Origin of the sequence: Paraburkholderia diazotrophica (assembly GCF_900108945.1) — a bacterium.
Lineage (GTDB): Bacteria > Pseudomonadota > Gammaproteobacteria > Burkholderiales > Burkholderiaceae > Paraburkholderia > Paraburkholderia diazotrophica.
Genome location: NZ_FNYE01000022.1, coordinates 85,754 through 102,987, shown reverse-complemented (window position 1 = coordinate 102,987; position 17,234 = coordinate 85,754). Strand labels below are relative to the sequence as shown.

Annotated in this window: 15 protein-coding genes; 2 read left to right on the top strand and 13 right to left on the bottom strand. The window is 61.6% G+C overall.

The features are described 5' to 3' along the window. Position 1: 1 nt before the first annotated feature. The 12 genes from BMW76_RS25060 to BMW76_RS25005 all read right to left on the bottom strand — a co-directional run bounded on the left by BMW76_RS25060 (position 2) and on the right by BMW76_RS25005 (position 12,639). The gene (locus BMW76_RS25060) at positions 2–1,204 is read right to left on the bottom strand and encodes an acyl-CoA dehydrogenase family protein (protein WP_090870097.1); all 1,203 of its coding nucleotides are present in this window, start codon (positions 1,202–1,204) and stop codon (positions 2–4) included. Positions 1,205–1,273: 69 nt separating this feature from the next. Next, positions 1,274–2,053, bottom strand: a complete 780-nt coding sequence (locus tag BMW76_RS25055) for an enoyl-CoA hydratase/isomerase family protein (protein ID WP_090870096.1) — start codon at positions 2,051–2,053, stop codon at positions 1,274–1,276. Positions 2,054–2,101: 48 nt separating this feature from the next. Beyond that, positions 2,102–2,995 (bottom strand): crotonase/enoyl-CoA hydratase family protein, encoded by an 894-nt coding sequence (locus BMW76_RS25050; protein ID WP_090870094.1) that lies wholly within the window; start codon positions 2,993–2,995, stop codon positions 2,102–2,104. Positions 2,996–3,028: 33 nt separating this feature from the next. Further along, the gene (locus BMW76_RS25045) at positions 3,029–4,561 is read right to left on the bottom strand and encodes a class I adenylate-forming enzyme family protein (RefSeq protein WP_090870092.1); all 1,533 of its coding nucleotides are present in this window, start codon (positions 4,559–4,561) and stop codon (positions 3,029–3,031) included. A 33-nt stretch (positions 4,562–4,594) separates the two neighbouring features. Then, positions 4,595–5,410 carry a 2-oxo acid dehydrogenase subunit E2 gene (locus BMW76_RS25040; protein ID WP_090870090.1) on the bottom strand — a complete coding sequence of 272 codons (816 nt, stop codon included), beginning with the start codon at positions 5,408–5,410 and terminating at the stop codon, positions 4,595–4,597. A gap of 51 nt (positions 5,411–5,461) precedes the next feature. Continuing rightward, on the bottom strand, positions 5,462–5,692 hold the full coding sequence (locus tag BMW76_RS25035) for a biotin/lipoyl-containing protein (protein WP_090870088.1): 231 nt from the start codon (positions 5,690–5,692) through the stop codon (positions 5,462–5,464). A 47-nt stretch (positions 5,693–5,739) separates the two neighbouring features. Further along, on the bottom strand, positions 5,740–6,732 hold the full coding sequence (locus tag BMW76_RS25030) for an alpha-ketoacid dehydrogenase subunit beta (RefSeq protein WP_090870086.1): 993 nt from the start codon (positions 6,730–6,732) through the stop codon (positions 5,740–5,742). Next, positions 6,729–7,715: a thiamine pyrophosphate-dependent dehydrogenase E1 component subunit alpha gene (locus BMW76_RS25025; RefSeq protein ID WP_090870084.1), complete on the bottom strand. Its 987-nt coding sequence runs from the start codon at positions 7,713–7,715 to the stop codon at positions 6,729–6,731. Before BMW76_RS25025 ends, BMW76_RS25030 begins: the two co-directional genes overlap by 4 nt. A gap of 16 nt (positions 7,716–7,731) precedes the next feature. Further along, a complete protein-coding gene (locus BMW76_RS25020) occupies positions 7,732–9,441 on the bottom strand; it encodes an FAD-binding protein (protein ID WP_090870081.1) in 1,710 nt (569 codons plus the stop codon). Then, positions 9,441–10,796, bottom strand: a complete 1,356-nt coding sequence (locus BMW76_RS25015) for an aromatic ring-hydroxylating oxygenase subunit alpha (RefSeq protein WP_090870079.1) — start codon at positions 10,794–10,796, stop codon at positions 9,441–9,443. Before BMW76_RS25015 ends, BMW76_RS25020 begins: the two co-directional genes overlap by 1 nt. A gap of 158 nt (positions 10,797–10,954) precedes the next feature. Continuing rightward, positions 10,955–11,887, bottom strand: coding sequence for an electron transfer flavoprotein subunit alpha/FixB family protein (locus BMW76_RS25010; RefSeq protein WP_090870077.1), 933 nt, complete (start codon positions 11,885–11,887; stop codon positions 10,955–10,957). Between the two features lie 2 nt (positions 11,888–11,889). Then, entirely contained in the window at positions 11,890–12,639 is a 750-nt protein-coding gene (locus BMW76_RS25005; protein WP_090870075.1) for an electron transfer flavoprotein subunit beta/FixA family protein, read from the bottom strand. A 137-nt stretch (positions 12,640–12,776) separates the two neighbouring features. On the opposite strand from BMW76_RS25005, the gene BMW76_RS25000 reads away from it, so the two are divergent. Together BMW76_RS25000 and BMW76_RS24995 are read left to right on the top strand one after the other, a co-directional pair. Continuing rightward, on the top strand, positions 12,777–13,787 hold the full coding sequence (locus BMW76_RS25000; protein ID WP_090870073.1) for a zinc-dependent alcohol dehydrogenase family protein: 1,011 nt from the start codon (positions 12,777–12,779) through the stop codon (positions 13,785–13,787). Positions 13,788–13,819: 32 nt separating this feature from the next. Then, positions 13,820–14,602, top strand: coding sequence for an SDR family oxidoreductase (locus BMW76_RS24995; RefSeq protein ID WP_090870071.1), 783 nt, complete (start codon positions 13,820–13,822; stop codon positions 14,600–14,602). Between the two features lie 137 nt (positions 14,603–14,739). On the opposite strand, the gene BMW76_RS24990 is transcribed toward BMW76_RS24995, so the two are convergent. Further along, entirely contained in the window at positions 14,740–17,223 is a 2,484-nt protein-coding gene (locus BMW76_RS24990) for an efflux RND transporter permease subunit (RefSeq protein ID WP_090870069.1), read from the bottom strand. Between the last annotated feature and the right edge of the window lie 11 nt (positions 17,224–17,234).

Below are 17,234 nucleotides of genomic sequence, written 5' to 3'. Positions count from 1 at the left end.
GCTACAGTCCGAATGCGAGTTTGGCGATGATGTTCTTCTGCACTTCGCGCGCGCCGCCATAAATGGTGGATGCGCGAGCGATGAGATAGCCCGACGTGCGGCCGCCCACGTAATCTGGCCAGCTTTCATCGACCACCAGGTCGCCATGCCCTTCGCCGTGGTCGTCGAAGCGCATCACGCGGGGACCGAGCGCATCCATCTGGAGCTGCGTCACACGCTGTTGCATTTCCGATCCGCTGATCTTCAGCGCGGATACGACGGCATCGAGGTTCCGCTCGCTCTTCTCTTCGGCAAGGATGCGCAGCACGGACCATTCGAGCGCCATGAGATCCGCTTCGATATCCGCAACCTTGCGCGCGAACGCGGGTGTATCGATCAGCCGTACGCCGTCGACCAACTCCTGAGCGGCAATATCCTTCGCGCGCTGCAACTCCCGCTTGTTGAAATACAGGAAGGCGCTCGCCGTGCGCTCCTTCTCGAGCAGATACTTCGCATAGGTCCACCCCATGCCGGCCTCGCCCACGAGATGCGCCTTCGGAACGCGCACGTTCTCCAGAAACACCTCGTTCAGCCCCTTGCCGCCCTCGATCGAGACGATCGGACGCACCGTGATGCCCGGCGTGTCCATTTTGACAAGCAGAAACGAGATGCCGCGTTGCGGCTTGACGGTCGTATCGGTCTTGACGAGGAAGAAGCCCCAATCGGCAATCGTCGCGTCGCTGGTCCAGATCTTCTGGCCGTTGATGATGTATTCGTCGCCGTCAAGCACCGCTGTCGTCTTAAGCCCGGCCAGATCCGAACCTGCGTTCGGCTCCGAAAAGCCCTGACACCAAAACTCGTCGCCACGCAGAATAGGCCCGAGGAAGCGTTCCCTCTGCCAGTCGGAGCCAAACGCGATGATGACGGGCGCCACCATCTGCGTGGACTGCCACCCGTAGTCCATGGCATCGGCGTTGTACAGCTCTTCCATGAAGATGTGCTTGCGAAGCGCGCTCCAGCCGGTGCCACCATGCTCGACCGGCCAATGAGGCGCACCCCAGCCACGTTCGTACAGAATCCGCTGCCACCGGCGAATGTCGTCGCGCGCCGGCGGATGCGCCCCGACGCGCCACTTGCGTGAAATATCGGCGGGGGCATGCTCCCTGAAGAACTGCCTCACTTCACGACGAAACTCTTCGTCTTCCTTACTATAGTCAAACCGCATGCCTGACTCCTGAATCTCTTACGAATGCGTGTTCCGGACCGGCCGGACCTCGCCGCGCTCCCGTTCGGTCTAGCGGCCCCTAAAAGCAGGCGCTCGCTTCTCTTTCGCCGCCAGCCGGCCCTCCGCTGCATCTTCCGAATTCACCGCGAGTGCCACTGCGTTCAGTTCCTGAGCCAGAAACTCTTCCATGCTGCCCGTATTCAACCGGAATAACTGCTTCGTCAGACCAAGCGAAAAAGTCGGGCCAGCCGCCAGTTCGCCGGCCAGCTTCACGGCTGCCGCATCGAGGTAGCCGTCCTCGACGAAGTGACTGGCGAGGCCCATGTCGAGCGCTTCCTTGCCAGTCAGCCTGCGATTCAGGTACATGATTTCCTTGGCGCGAAACTCGCCGCAATGACGCGCAAGCAGATACACCATGCCGCCCTCGGGCAGCGTCGCGCGCATCAGGAATGCGGGAATGAACTGCGCCGAATCGGAGACGATCAACTGGTCCGCACAAAGCGCGAAGCTCCATGCGATGCCGACTGCGACGCCGCGTACCGCCGCGACCATCGGCTTGTTCAGGTTGTACAGCCTGAGCGCGATCTTCTGATACACCGCCATCGAAGCGCGCGCATGCGCAACACTCATCTGCGGCGGCGCGGCGCCGCTGCCTTTGATGTCGGCACCCGCGCAGAAAGCACGGCCTGCGCCGGTGAAAATGACGGCGCGAATCTCCGGGTCCTGCTCGATGCGATCGAGATGGCCAAGGATTAGCTCCAGCATCTCCGGCGTCAGCGCGTTGAGCTTCTCAGGGCGGTTCAGGCACAGCGTTGCAACCGCGCCGTTCAATGTAAGTTCGACATCCATGATGTTCCGATCTTCGTTTGAGTTTGGTGCGTCCCTTCGACGGCCTGGTCAACTGCCGCGAGCGTGCAGGCGGATCATCCCGTCGCCGAATGGCTCGTCGCGGCGCTTGAGCGCTTCCTTGAGGCCAACGGCTTCCATGTCCGCCTTGAACTGCGCGCGGCGCGGCCCTTGGCTCTGATGAGCCCGTGAATCGTTCTCCACTGCGAGCCGCTGAAGCACGCGCGAACCGGCCAGCTCCAGCCCGAGGTTGACGATGCGCTTGTTGGCCGCCAGCAGGTCGGCATCAACAAACGACAAACGGCGCGCCAGCTCGCCCACCTCTGCTTCGAGCTGGTCGGCTGGCACAGCATCCATGACGAGACCGATCTTCGCCGCGTCGCGGCCCGTCAGCGAGTCGCCAGACAGCAGGAGCCGCTTCGCCCATTGCGGGCCGACATGATAGAACCACATATGCGCGGGCGGCGACCCGTTAGCGCGCGTGGCGGGAAAGCCGATCCTTGCGCTGTCGGCAGCGAGCACCATATCGCATGCAAGCGCGAGATCCGTGCCACCGGCAAGGCAATTGCCGTGGACCTGCGCGATGATCGGCTTGTGAATCTCGGCCATCATATTGACCGTCTCCGCCTGGCGCTCCATCGACCAGCAGTCGTCGTCGAAACTGCGAATCGTGCCGCGATAGTCGCCGGGATCGACGGCTTCCGCCGCACGGTCCGTATACGTCGTCACGAGGTCGTAACCCGCGCAGAAGTCGCGGCCCGCTCCCGACAGCACGATCACGTTGACCGACTTCAGGTCGTCGGCTTCGAGCAATGCCGCCTTGAGCTCCTGCAAAAGCGGATTGTTGATCGCGTTGCGTTTATCCGGCCGGTTCAGCGTGATGCGAGCAACGCGCTCCGCCACTTCAAACTTCACGCACTCTGTGGTCTTGAGCCATTTGGCCATGTTTGATTCTCTCCGAATAAGGCGGGTGCCGGTTCACTGGGCAAACTGCTTGCGCAGAAGCACCTTGCTGACCTTGCCCGTGGGCAGCCTCGGCAGTTCGTCGACGAACGCAATGGTTTTCGGGCATTTGTAGCTCGCGATCTGGTCGCGGCAGAACTCGATCAGCTCGCCCTCGCTCGCCTGCTCGCCGCGACGCAGTACCACGATCGCCTTCACGCATTCGCCCCACTTCTCGTGTGGCACGCCGATAACGGCCACATCGATGACGGCAGGGTGGTACCCCAACGCATCCTCGACTTCGCGGCTGTAAATGTTCTCGCCGCCGGAAATGATCATGTCCTTCTTGCGGTCGACGAGGAAGACGTAGCCATCCTTGTCCTGGTAGCCCATGTCACCCGAGCGGTACCAGCCGTCGCGCAGCGCTTCCACCGTCGCGACGCTGTTGTTCCAGTAGCCGCTCAGCTGCGTCTGCGAGCGTAGCCAGACCTCGCCCGTCTGGCCCTGCTGCAGATCATTGCCGTGATCGTCGACAATGCGCAGTTCAATGCCGGGACATGGCCGCCCTACGGAAGCGAGGCGCCGTATCTGCGCGGGCGAACCGTGCGGCATGACCTCGTGCGAAGGCAACCAGCAGGCGTTGCTCTCAGTCATGCCGTACTGGACCGAAAACACGGGGCCGAGTACATGAATTCCACGCGAGAGCAAATGCGGGGGAACAGGCGCCGCAGCAGTGACGATGTTCTCAATGCTCGATACGTTGTAGGTGGACAGCTCCGGTACGTCGAGCACCGCCTGTAGCATGGCGGCCACCATGAACGTGAAGGTGATGCGCTCTTCCTCGATCGTCTCGAGCATCTGCTTCGGCTCGAAGCCCCGGTGTACGACCGTCGTGCCCCCCATCCATGCCACCGCATTGACGAAGCCGATTCCCCCGACATGGAACGCCGGCGTCGTTTGCAGCACGCGCGTGTTACCGGAAAATTCAGTGACGAGCGCGCAGCTTTCCGCGGTGACACACATCGCGTGGTGCGTGCGCACAACGCCCTTCGGACGCCCCGTGGTGCCGCTTGTGTACATCAGATAGGCGTAGTCTTCCGGATTCGAACGGATCGGCGGCCCTTCCGCGGGACCGTCTTCCATCATCGTCTCGAATGAAACGGCCCATTCCGGCGCGTCTCCGATGCAGATGTACTGCTCGATTTCTGGCAGTTGAGAACGAAGCCCATCCACGACATCGGCATACTGTGCCTCGAAGACGAGCGCCTTAGGGGCCGCATCCTTGAGAATGAACAGAATCTCTGCCGGCGCCAGCCGAAAATTGACGGTTGCCAGAATGAAACCAGCCCACTCGCATGCGCGGTAACTCTCGTAGTACTCCGCGCAATTCATCGCGAGGATCGCAACCCGGTCCTGGCGCCTTAGGCCGCGCTCATATAACGCTCCCGAAAAACGGCGCGCACGCTCTGCCAGTTGACTGTGCGTCAGACGCCGTTCGGCGTACACGAGCGCGGTGTGATCGGCATGCAAGCGAGCGTTTCGCTCAATCATCTCGCCAAGGGTTCTCATTTCAATCCCATCCTTGTTTTGTCACACCGTTTTTTAGCCAGCGAGCGTCTGCGGATCGGCCAGCACCGTCCCAATGAATGCAGCGAAGCGTGCCGCGTCTGCTCCATTGATGACGCGATGGTCATAGCTGAGCGAAAGGGGCAGCAGCTTGCGCCAGCTAACGCCGCCGTCATCCCCGGGCGCGGCCGCGAGCCGTGCTTTAGTCACACCGAGAATCGCCACCTCCGGCGCGTTGACGATAGGCGTAAAGCCCGTGCCCCCAAATCCGCCAAGCGAACTGATCGAAAAACAGCCGCCCGACATCTCCGCCATCGAGAGTCCCTTTTCGCGCGCCTTCTGCGAAATCGCTGCAAGTTCGAACGCGAGTTCTTCAACGCTCTTCTTGTCGCAATCCCGCAGCACCGGTACAAGCAATCCAAAGCGAGTATCCACGGCAACCCCAATGTGGAAGTACTTCTTGAGGACAATGTTCTTGCCATCCCCGTCGAGCGACGCATTGAATTGCGGGAATTCCTGCAAAGCCCGTACAACGGCCCTGAGGAGAAAGACGAGCGGCGTGAGCTTCACGGCCGTATTCGCCTCGTTGCGCGCCTTGCGATAGCTTTCCAGCGCCGTGATATCCGCGTCGTCGTGGTGAGTGACATGCGGAATCGTCAGCCAGTTGCGCGAGAGGAAGGCCCCTGTGAGCTTCTGGATGCGCGACACCGGCTTGATCTCCACCTCACCGAATTCGGCGAAATCGACTTGCGGCCAAGGTGGCAGATTTGCACCGAATGCAGGGGTTGAGGGCTCACCGGGTCCGGTAATCGCTTTGGCCTGCGGCTGGTTAGCAACGGAATCGACACTCATCGCGGATGCCTCTTCGAACGACTCTTGGATAGCGTGATGGCCCGTGGCCAGTCAGCCGATTTCTGCCAGCAGCGTGCCGACGGGGTACACTTCGCCCACCTGAGCAACGATGCGCAACGTGCCTGACGCCGGCGACTCGACTTCCTGAATCGATTTGTCGCTCTCGAGCGCATAGAGAATCTGCCCTTCACTGACGGTTGCGCCATCTTCGGCCAGCCATTCGGCCAGCGTGCCTTCGTTCATCGAAAAGCCCAGTTTGGGAAGCAGAACTTGTGTGGTCATGACCTTGCTCTAGTGATGTTAAGAATCCGGGGAAGGGTGCGCCGCTGCTATTTAAGCGTGGCGCGAACCGCCGCTTCGATTTCGGCCACGCCCGGAACGAATGCGTCTTCGAGCGGCTTTGAGAACGGCACAGGGCAGAATTGCGCACCCACTCGCTGCACGGGCGCCTTGAGTTCGCGGAAAAGGGCTTCGTAAATGCGCGATGCGATTTCCGCGCCCACGCCGAACGGTTTGACCGCTTCATGCACGACGACCGCGCGCCCAGTCTTCGCAACGGACGTCAGAATCGTCTCGGTATCCAAAGGAGATACGGTGCGCAAATCGATCACTTCACAGGCTATGCCGTCCTTGGCAAGCGCCTCGGCGGCAAGCATGACTTCCTGTACGCGGCGGCTGTAGCTGATCACCGTCACGTCGGAGCCTGCACGCACCACATTAGCCTTCCCAAGCGGAATCGCGACGCCGCGCTCCGGCGCATTGCCCGGATTCCAGTAGGACGGCATGTTCTCGATGAAAAGGCATGGGTCGTCGTCGCGGATACAGGACAGCATCAGGCCATAGGCATCGGCAGGGTTCGACGGCGCGACGACTTTGATACCTGCAACGTGCGCGAACCATGCCTCAAGGTAATCGGCGTGCTGTCCACCCGTGCCGAATCCTGCGCCCGTCATGGTGCGAATGACGATCGGCACGTTGGTCTGTCCGCCCGACATGAAGCGCAACTTCGCGGCGTGATTGACGATCATGTCCATCGCAACCGTCGTGAAGTTCATCAGCATGATTTCCGCCACGGGACGCATGCCAACCATCGATGCGCCGATAGCAGCACCGATGATGGCCTGCTCCGAGATCGGCGTCGATCGCACACGCGACGTGCCGTATTTCGAAGACAGTCCCTTCGTCACGCCGACAATGCCGCCTTCCTGGCCGTCAGCGACGTCTTCACCGAGCACGATCACGTTGGCGTCGGCGGCCATTGCGTCGTCAAGCGCAAAGTTGACAGCCTGGATGGTGTTGATGCTGGTGGGTGCCTGGCTCATGCGATCACCTCGTCCTTGAAGATGTCGCGCCGAAGCTCCGCAACATCGGGATATTCGCTCGACAACGTAAATTCGACAGCAGCATCGATCTGCGCCTCGTGATCGGATTCCATCGCGGCCAGTTGCTCTTCTGTTGCGTGTTTCGCGTCGATGAGCCACTGCCGGAAGAGCGGCACCGGGTCCCTGGCAACCCAGGCCGCCTTTTCGTGCTTGTCCATATACGCGTCGGGGTCCCCGAACACGTGCCCTTGAAAGCGGAAAGTATTCGCTTCGATAAGCGTCGGGCCGCCGCCGTTTCGCGCGCGATCGACCGCCTCGCGTGCCGCCTTGTGCATCGCGATGGGATCGTTGCCGTTGACGGTTACGCCGGGCATCTGATACGCGACGGCGCGCTGGGCGATATTCGCTACGGACGTGCCATAGGCGTATTTGGTGTGCTCCGCATAGCCGTTGTTCTGGCACACGAAGACCACCGGCAACTTCCATACAGACGCCATATTCAGCGACTCGTGAAATGCGCCGATATTCGACGCGCCGTCACCGAAATAGGCGACCGCGACCCGCGGTTCTCCACGGATCTGCGCTGCTAGCGCGAGACCGTTCGCGATCGGCATCGAGCTGCCCACGATGCCTGTGGTCACCATGACGCCAGAAGCGGGATGGGTAACGTGCATCGGGCCGCCCTTGCCCTTGCACGTGCCCGTCACGCGGCCGCCGAGTTCGGCCCACAGCTCCTTGAGCGGCACGCCCTTGGCGATCATGTCGTGAACGCCGCGGTAGATCGTGCAGATGTAATCGTCGTCGGTGAGACACGCCGACATCGCCGAAGGAATCACTTCCTGGCCGCGTGGCGAGTAGTACGGCATCACCAGCTTGCCGGCCTTGATGACGGCACGAAAGCGCTCATCGTTCTGCTTGATGAGTGCCATGCGCCGGTAAATATCGATCAGGACTTCACTGCTGGGTGGCTGATAGGCATTCATTCGTAACTCTCCAGTGTCACCAGATCTTTTGTGCACCGCTCGCATGAAGCGCCGCGATGTAACCAAATACGAAGGACGCTCCGATGCTGCTGCCGGCGCCCGGGTAGCACCGTCCGACCACAGATGCCGTGCAGTTGCCGGTGGCATACAGTCCAGGTATCTGCGAACCGTCTTCCCTGAGCACGCGGGCGTATTCGTCGGTCACGAGGCCGCCTGCCGTACCCACATCGCCGGGGTACATGCGCACGGCGTAGAACGGCCCCTCCTCGATCGGCCCGAGGTTCGGGTTCGGCTTGATGGTCGGGTCGCCATGGCACCGATCAAATGCGCGCGAACCGCGGCCGTAGTCTTTGTCCACGCCCGTCTCGCAGAAGACATTGAAGCGCTTGACCGTTTCGAGCAGGCCCGCACGGTCGATATTGCATTTCGCGGCCAGTTCTTCGAGCGTGTCGGCCTTGATCATGTAGCCGCTGTCGAGCCACTTCTGCGGAATCTGACCCGGCATCGCGGTGCCCCAGGGGTAGTACTTGCGCTGGCGGCTGTCCATGACGACCCAGGCGGGCACGGCTTTGCCCGTCTCTTTGTGGCGCTGGTACATGCGCTGGCCGATTTCCATGTAGGCGCCCGCTTCGTCGCAGAAGCGCTCGCCATCCTGATCGACCATGATCGAAAACGGCAGTGAGAGATCGAGGTGATGCATGAAGGGCAGCGGCGAACCGTCGGGTGCGCGGGCCCCCTCCGGCAGTTCTTCGTTGGGGCCGAGCGACGTCACGACCCACCACGCTTCCTCCATGCAGTCCACCGCGCCGCCGAGCGCGATGGCGGCTTCGAGGATTTCGCCGGTATCGCCTGGATTGGCGTTCGTCCAATCTGCCGATGAAGGCTGCGGCTGGTATTTGCGGCGCATTTCCGCGTTGTGCGAAAAGCCGCCCGTATTGAGCAGGACCCCTTCCCGAGCGCGTACGCGCAACTCTCGGCCGCTGCGCACTGCAACGATGCCGGTCACGCGCCCGTCCTCGACGATGAGTTCACGCACCGGCGTGTCGGTCCAGATCGGCACGTTCGCGCGCAGTGCCATTTGCAGCATGCGCCCCTGAATCGCGGCGCCGTTGGAGACCAGCTCTTTGCCCGTGATCTTCTGATAGAGCATGCGGCCGCCGAGCTGCATTGCCTTGCGCTTGCCGCCCCACGTCCGCTTCATCAGAAAGAGTTGCGGGTACTCGTCCGAGTTGGCCGGCATCGACGGACCCTTGTAGCGCGATAGACGCGGTGCCCAATCGCCCAGTTCCTTCACATCGAACAGCTTCGCCAGCAGAGAACGTCCGCGCGGCTCGCCGCCGGGCAGCGTGTCGTAGTAATCGGACCAGCCATCCGCGTACACGAACTGCATGCCCTGCTGCTCGAGAAACTCAGCCATTTGCGGGCCGGTGCGCAGATAAGCCTCGCGTCGCGCCTCTGATGTGCCCGGGCCTTGATACGTCACCGCTGCGTCGAAGTACTGGCGCGCGCGCTCATACGAGTCGCTCACTCCGTGGCGCTTCATCACATGATTGTTCGGCAGCCACCAGACCCCACCCGAATAACCGGTCGAGCCGCCGACCTTCGGCAGCTTCTCGATGATGAGCGCTTCCTTGCCCACTGACTTACAGGCGAGCGCCGCACACATCGAACCGCCGCCGCTGCCGACCACGACGAAATCGTAGGTTGCGTCCCAGGTCGCCGACATCACTCCTCCGCGATGAATTCGCGCAGCGCGCGATGGAAGTTCGACACCGACGATTCCTGCAGCGGATTCGTGCGCGAGCCCTTGAAGCCACGCGACTTCATGCCCTGCTGCACGTTGGTCATGTTCTGGAAGTCCTGCCACAGGATCAGGCCGAAGTTCTCCTGCGCGTTCTCTTTCCAGTCGTCCACGCCGTAATAGAACTCGCGTTTCAGCGGCGGCTCCGCACCCGGCGCGAAGCGCTGCAGCGACCAGATGTCGTAAATGCACGAGTCGGGGTTGTCGCCGTCAGGCCGCGCGCGATAGAACAGCGCTCCATCGGGGTACGGGAGAAACACGAGATTCGGAAAGACATGCCAGTCCGCGCCGGCCCGGCCGAGCTGTTCGAACGTGATCTCGGGCCAACCCGCGCCTTCGGCAATAGCGGCTTCGCGCTGGAATTCCATTGCCTTCGCAAGGACTTCGAACTGGTTGCCCGACGGCGACATTTCGTGCATCAGACGCTTCGCGGCCTCGTAGTCGCGTGCGGTATTGATGGCTTTCAGCGTCTCTTCCATGACCCGGAAGAAGTTCACGAGACCCTGGCGCACGTCCTCCGGCATCGGCTTGCCCGTTCGCGGCGATGGCGCGCCGATCAGGCGCGCGGCCGTCGAATAGCCGAACATGCCATGGCGGCCATAGGCGAAGCTGCGCGTCACATCGTCGCCGGCTACGTCGAGCAGTTGAGGATGTGTAGCCGCAACGTGATAACCCTCATTGAACGCTTCGAGCGCGACCTTCCAGTTGCACGGCAGGCGAATTGACTTGTACCAGCGGTAGCGCATCTTCTCGAACTCGAAACAGTTCGTGATTTCCGGCACCGGATCGAGAAATTTTCCGAGCGGCTCCGCGTTCGGATCCATGTTGATGAAAACGAAGCCGCCCCATGTGTCCACCAGAACATCGGCCAGACGCAGGTCGCCGTCTGTCATTTCCGGGCAGCCGGCCCAGTCGTCACGGTCGAGCACGCGCGCCACGCTACCATCCAGATTCCACTGCCACCCGTGATAGGCACAGTGGAATTTCGCCGCCTTGCCGCAACCGTTAGTCAAACGACGGCCCCGATGCTGGCACACGTTGAAATAGGCCTTGATCTGTTCAGCTGCCGTTCGCACAACGACGATCGACTCGCCCGCCACATCAAAGGTCACGTAGTCGCCGACGTTGGGAATCTCTTCCAGCCGGCAGGCGACCTGCCACACGCGCGGCCACAACCTCTCATTTTCCCGCTCGAGAAACTGCTTCGACAGGTAACTGTCCTTCGGGACAAAATCGAGTCGGACCGTGTGTTCGCCCGAACTGGGACCTCTGTTACCCATTGATATCTCCTTCGTGATGTGGCCGGCGTACGCGCCGGTTCCGGCTTTTTATTAGCAACCGCCCGATCAGCAGCCAATATGCAACTATTGGTTCAATTTTCGTGAACGGCGTTCGGATGTTAGGCTCGCGTCCGGATCGCTGTCAATCCGGGCGAACGTCAATCGAGCGCCGCAGTCAGCGCAGGTACCGCTTCGAACAGGTCGGCGGTGAGACCGTAGTCGGCCACCTGAAAGATCGGCGCCTCGCTGTCCTTGTTGATAGCAACGATGACTTTCGAGTCTTTCATGCCGGCGAGATGCTGAATGGCACCGGAGATGCCTACGGCGATATACAACTGGGGCGCGACGATCTTGCCGGTCTGGCCGATCTGGTAGTCGTTCGGCACAAACCCGGCGTCGACAGCCGCGCGCGACGCGCCGACGGCGGCGCCAAGCTTGTCCGCAAGCGCGTCGAGCAGCTTGAAGTTGTCACCGTTCTGCATCCCGCGTCCGCCCGACACCACGATGTTTGCCGCGGAAAGCTCTGGCCGGCTCGACTTCGTGAGCTCCTGCCCGACAAAACGGGCCTTGTCGAAAACGGCTGCCGATGCAACTGCACGTGACGGCGCGGTGGCCGAACCGGTGACTGCTGCGTCGAAGGCGGTTGGACGAATCGTGATGACCTTGATTGCATCGGACGATTGCACCGTCGCTAGCGCATTGCCGGCGTAGATCGGGCGCACGAAAACATCGGGCGCCTTGAAGGCAACTACATCGGAAATCTGCGCACTGTCGAGCAACGCCGCCACACGAGGCATGAAGTTTTTGCCCATGGCCGTGGACGCTGCAATTACATGGGTATAGCCGCTGGCCAGTGAAACAACGAGTGCGGCAAGATTTTCTGGCAACCCGTGCGCGTACCCCGGTGCATCCGCGACGAGCACCTCGGCGACGCCGGAGACGTTCGCGGCTTGCTCTACCACGGCCGACGCGCCGAGGCCCGCCACCAGCACATGAATGTCGCCCCCCGCTTCGCTCGCCGCCGTGATCGCGTTCAGCGTGGCGCGCTTGAGGGTTGCGTTGTCGTGTTCGGCGATAACGAGAATAGTCATGATCAAATCACCTTCGCTTCGTTTCGAAGCTTTTCAATCAGCGCTGCAACATCCGGAACCATCACGCCGCCCTTCCGCGCCGGTGGTTCGCTCACTTCAAGAACCTTCAGACGAGGTGCGACGTCAACGCCCAGTGCCTCGGGACTCAGCGTCTCCAGGGGCTTCTTCTTGGCTTTCATGATGTTGGGCAGCGTCACATAGCGCGGACTATTCAGGCGCAAATCCGTCGTGACCACGGCTGGCAGATCGAGTGCGACGCGTTCGAGCCCGCCGTCGATCTCGCGCGTGACGAGAAGTTGTTGACCGTCCACTTCCGTCTTGAACGCGAACGTCGCTTGCGGCCAGCCGAGCAATGCGGCGAGCTTCTGGCCGGTTTGGCCCGCGTCGTTGTCGATAGCCTGCTTGCCTAGCAATACCAGTTGTGGGTTTTCCCGCGCGGCCACGGCGGCCAGCAGCTTGGCGACTGCGAGCGGCTGCAGTTCTACATCGCTCTCCACGAGCACTGCGCGATCCGCTCCCATGGCAAGCGCCGTGCGCAGTACCTCCTGCGATTGCGCGACTCCAGCCGATACCACGACGACTTCACTCGCGACGCCCGCTTCCTTGAGGCGCACGGCCTCCTCCACCGCGATCTCGTCGAACGGGTTCATCGCCATCTTCACGTTGGCCAGATCGACGCCAGAACCGTCGGACTTCACCCGAGGTTTCACGTTGTAGTCGATCACGCGCTTCACCGCGACCAGTATCTTCAATTTGACGCTCCGAACGCTTTGTTGAACAATGTTCTATATTCTGAACTCATCTTTTTGCAGCTGTCAACGAGAAGAATGAAGAAGGCGTCGCGCAGTAATGAATTCGACGCTCTCGTTCAACACCATGGAGACGACAAATGAAGCTCTATCGATGTGAGAGGTTTGAAGGCATTGCGGGTCTTGTGTTACGCGAGGAACCTGATCCGCCACCGCCCGGCGCTCAACAGGTACTGGTGCAGGTCAATGCGAGCTCGCTGAATTTCCGCGAGCTGCTGCTGATGAACGGTGCGTTTTGCGACTGGATGGCGCCCAACTTCATTCCTGCTTCGGACGGCGCGGGCGTAGTGCTTGCCGTGGGCTCGGGCGTACGGCGCTTCAGGGCCGGCGACCGGGTGATGGCCAATTTCGCGGAAAACTGGCACGGCGGCGCGCGCCCGCAACACGCAGACACCTTGGGCCGCGGCGCGATTGTCGAAGGCATGCTGCGCGACAAGATCGTGCTGAGCGAGGAAGAACTCGTAAGCGTCCCCGACCATCTTTCCGACGAGGAGGCCGCAACGCTGCCCTGCGCCGCCGTCACCGCATGGAATGCGTTGTGCCAGCATGCACCCTTGCTTCCCGGCCAAACCATCCTCGTGCAAGGGACGGGCGGCGTATCGATTTTCGCGCTGCAGCTTGCGCGTCTTTTCGGCGCACGCGTGATTGCCACTTCGTCGAGCGATGCGAAGCTCGAACGCCTCGCAGAACTAGGCGCCGACGCCACGATCAACTACCGCGAAACGCCGCAATGGGATGACGCCGTGCTGCGCCTGACGGATGGACTGGGCGTCGATCTCGTCGTAGAGGTGGGAGGCGCGCAAACGTTCGGCAAGTCCGTCGCTGCCACACGGGATGGCGGCCGGATCAGCGTCGTGGGGCTGCTGACGGGTGCACCTGCTCCCGGCGAAGGATTCTTCACGCGCGGTCTGTCGATCGCGCCGATTCGCGTTGGCTCCCGTCAGGATTTCGAAACGATGAATCGCGCGATTGGCCTGCACAAACTTCGGCCAATCATCGACTCAGTTTATGACTTTGCGCACGTACCGGATGCGCTACGGCACCTCGAAAGCCAGAAGCACTTCGGCAAGATCGTCATTCGCCACCAGTAAGGACCTTTCGCATGATCCATCGGAGTCAGACTATGAAACTCTTTTCACTGGAAGGACAGATTGCGCTCGTCACCGGCGCGTCGCGCGGTCTCGGGTTCGCGATGGCGAGCGCGTTGGCGTCGGCAGGTGCGACCGTGATCCTTTGCGCGCGCTCGCGCGCGAGCCTCGAAACCGCTGCGGAATCGATTCGCAAAACGGGCGGCAACGCCGACATCGAACCGTTCGACCTCACTGATCAGGCCGCGATCAGAAACGGCGTACACAACGTTCTCACACGCCATGGACGCATCGACGTACTGCTCAACAACGCGGGCATTTGTGAGTGGAGTGATTTTCTGCAGTCAAACATCGAGATGTGGCAACGAACGATGGATACCAACGTCACGGCCGCCTACTTGCTCGCCCAGGAGGTTGCACGCCCCATGATCGAACGCGGGCACGGACGCATCATCAACGTGGGCTCTTACGTATCGGTGCTCGGCCGGGAGAAGCTTCAGGCGTATGTGGCCAGCAAGCACGCCGTCGCCGGGCTCACCAAGTCACTGGGTGCGGAACTGGGCCGCCACGGCATTCGCTGCAACGGCATCTGCCCCGGCTATTTCCTCACAGATATGGCCGAGCCAGTCACGTCGAATCCTCAAATGAAGGAGATCGTGCGCTCGCATATCTCCGTCGGGCGCTGGGGGAACCCCGAGGAACTCGGCGGCGTGGCCGTGTTTCTCGCCTCCGAAGCGAGTTCCTACATGAACGGGCAAATGCTGATGGTCGACGGCGGCGTCTCGGAAATCCTGAGCTTCTCGATGTCCGTGATTTAGTTTCGCGATCATCGCGCAGAGGGGCGCGCGCCTTGCCGTGCAAACTCATCGGCCCACTATCTTCGGAGATAGCGGGCCGATTCATTTGTGCTGCGAGCGGTGTCGGTGCCGCATGCAAAGCGGCACGCGTTAGACCATCACGACCGTAGGGTCGCCTCGCCGCTGCAGGCTTCGACGTTCGCCGAACCGGCCACCGTACCCTTCGCCACCGCCTTGCGCGAAATCCCTTGCAGGAGGAAGTGTGAGAGCGCCGGAATGAGGATCAGCGCACCGATCATGTTCCAGAGGAACATGAACGTGAGCAGGATGCCCATATCGGCCTGGAACTTGATCGGCGAGAACGTCCACGTCACGACGCCGGCCGCCAGCGTCACACCAACCAGCGCGACGACCTTGCCCGTGAACTGCACCGCATGACGATAAGCCACGCGCAGCGGCTGCCCCGTTCGCTGATACGCGAGCTGCACGCTCAGCAGATAGAGCGCATAGTCGACGCCAATCCCCACGCCCAGTGCGATCACAGGCAGCGTCGCCACCTTCACGCCAATGCCGAGCTTGACCATGAGGGCCTCACATAGCACCGAAGTGATCCCGAGCGGCACGACGGCCACCACCACCGCGCGCCAGCTGCGGAACGTGATGAAGCACAGCAGGATCACCGCTGCGTACACCATGAACAGCATCGTGCGGTTCGCCTTCGCGACGACCACGTTCGTCACCGCGTCGATACCCGCCGAGCCGGCGACCATCAGGAACTCGTGATCCGCGTCGCTATGTGTCTTTGCAAATACCTCGGCAGTCTCCATAACACGCGAGAGCGTCGCGGCCTTGTGATCGGTCAGATACGCAATGACAGGTGCCGTGCCGCACGTCTGGCTCAGCAGATCCGGGTGGTCGAGCAGGATCTGCCACACCGTCTTGTTCACAATCGACGGCACGCGGTCTATCGTGTACCACTTCGGGTAGCCCTCGTAGAAGCCCGACGTCACCCAGCGCGAGAGACCGCCAACCGAGGTCGTCGTCTGCACACCCGGCACGCCGCGCAGTGCGGTTTCGAGTCGGTCAGCTTCGAGCACGAGAGGGAAGTTGTTGGCGTCGCAGGTGCCGTGTGCCGACTTCCCGATCACGACGAAAAGGTCGCTCGACAGCCCGAAATGCGCGTTCGTGTAAGCATTGTCGAGGTTGTAGCGCGAGTCCGGCCGGAGTTCCGGCGCCCCCGAATCGAGATCGCCGATCTGCAGATGCTGACTGATTGACCAGCCGAACACCGTGAGCGCTGCCGCACAGACGATCGCGGCCACGGCCCAGCGGCGTTCGGTGAAGCGGTCCAGCAGATTCCACAGCGCGCCCGCCGACGAAGTGCCGCGCGCGTCGTTCTGCTCGCCGCGCACGCTACGCCGCGCAGCCGAGGGGCTCACGCCCACGTACGAGAGCAGTACCGGCAGCAGCAGCAGGTTCGTGAAGACAAGCACGCCCACGCCAACGCTCGCGGTGAATGCCAGGTCCTTAATCACCGGAATGTCGATTACCATCAGCACGGCGAAGCCCACCACGTCCGCGAGCAACGCGGTGAGACCCGCGAGAAAAAGCCGCCGAAATGTGTAGCGCGCCGCCACGTAGCGGTGCGTGCCGCGCCCGATGTCCTGCGTGATCCCGTTCATCTTCTGTGCGCCATGCGAGACGCCGATAGCGAAAACGAGGAACGGCACCAGCACCGAATAGGGATCCAGCACATAGCCGAGCGTGCGGATAATGCCGAGTTGCCAGACCACGGCAATGAGCGAACACGCCACCACCAGCAGCGTGCTGCGATAGCAGCGCGTGTAGAGAAAGATGACGACGAGCGCGATCGCCGCGGCCACGCCGAAGTACATCGCGACCTGCTTGAGACCCTCGATCAGATCGCCGATCAGCTTGGCGAAGCCCACCACATGCACGCGCACCTCGCCGCGGCCTTCGCTCTTGATGACTTCATCGATCTGGTGCGAAAGCTTCGCGTAGTCGAGCGGCTTGCCGGTATCGGCATAGTGATCGAGCAGCGGCAGCTGGATCATGCTCGAATGCAGATCATTCGACACGATGCTGCCCACGATGTTCGCGCGCGCCACGTTCGTGCGTAACTGCGCGACGGCCTGTGCGGACGCGTCAAAGCCGTCCGGCATGACGGGCCCGCCCGCGAAGCCCTTCTCAGTCACCACGTTCCAGCGCACGATCGGCATCCACAGCGACTTCACGCCCGGGCGATCGACGCCAGGAATCAGGAACAGCGCATCGTTGATGCGCCGCAGCCCGGCGAGATACTTCGGATCGTAGATGTCGCCCGTGGGATTCTCGACGACGATACGCAGCGAATTGCCGAGCCCCTTCAGATCCGCCTTATTGGCGAGATAGTTCTTGATGTACGGATGCGAGAGCGGAATCATCTTCTCGAAACTCGCATTCACATCGAGCCGCATCGCCTGAAACCCCAGCACCGCCGTGATGATTGCGCAGATGATGATGAGCCAGGGACGCCGGTTGAAGATCAACCGCTCGAGCGCGTTGCCTGAGCGCGAATCGAACTGGGCAAGATCCGCCACGACGGGCATCTTGTCGAATTGGGCATTGTTGCCGCCAGCCATGTCTGCTCCCC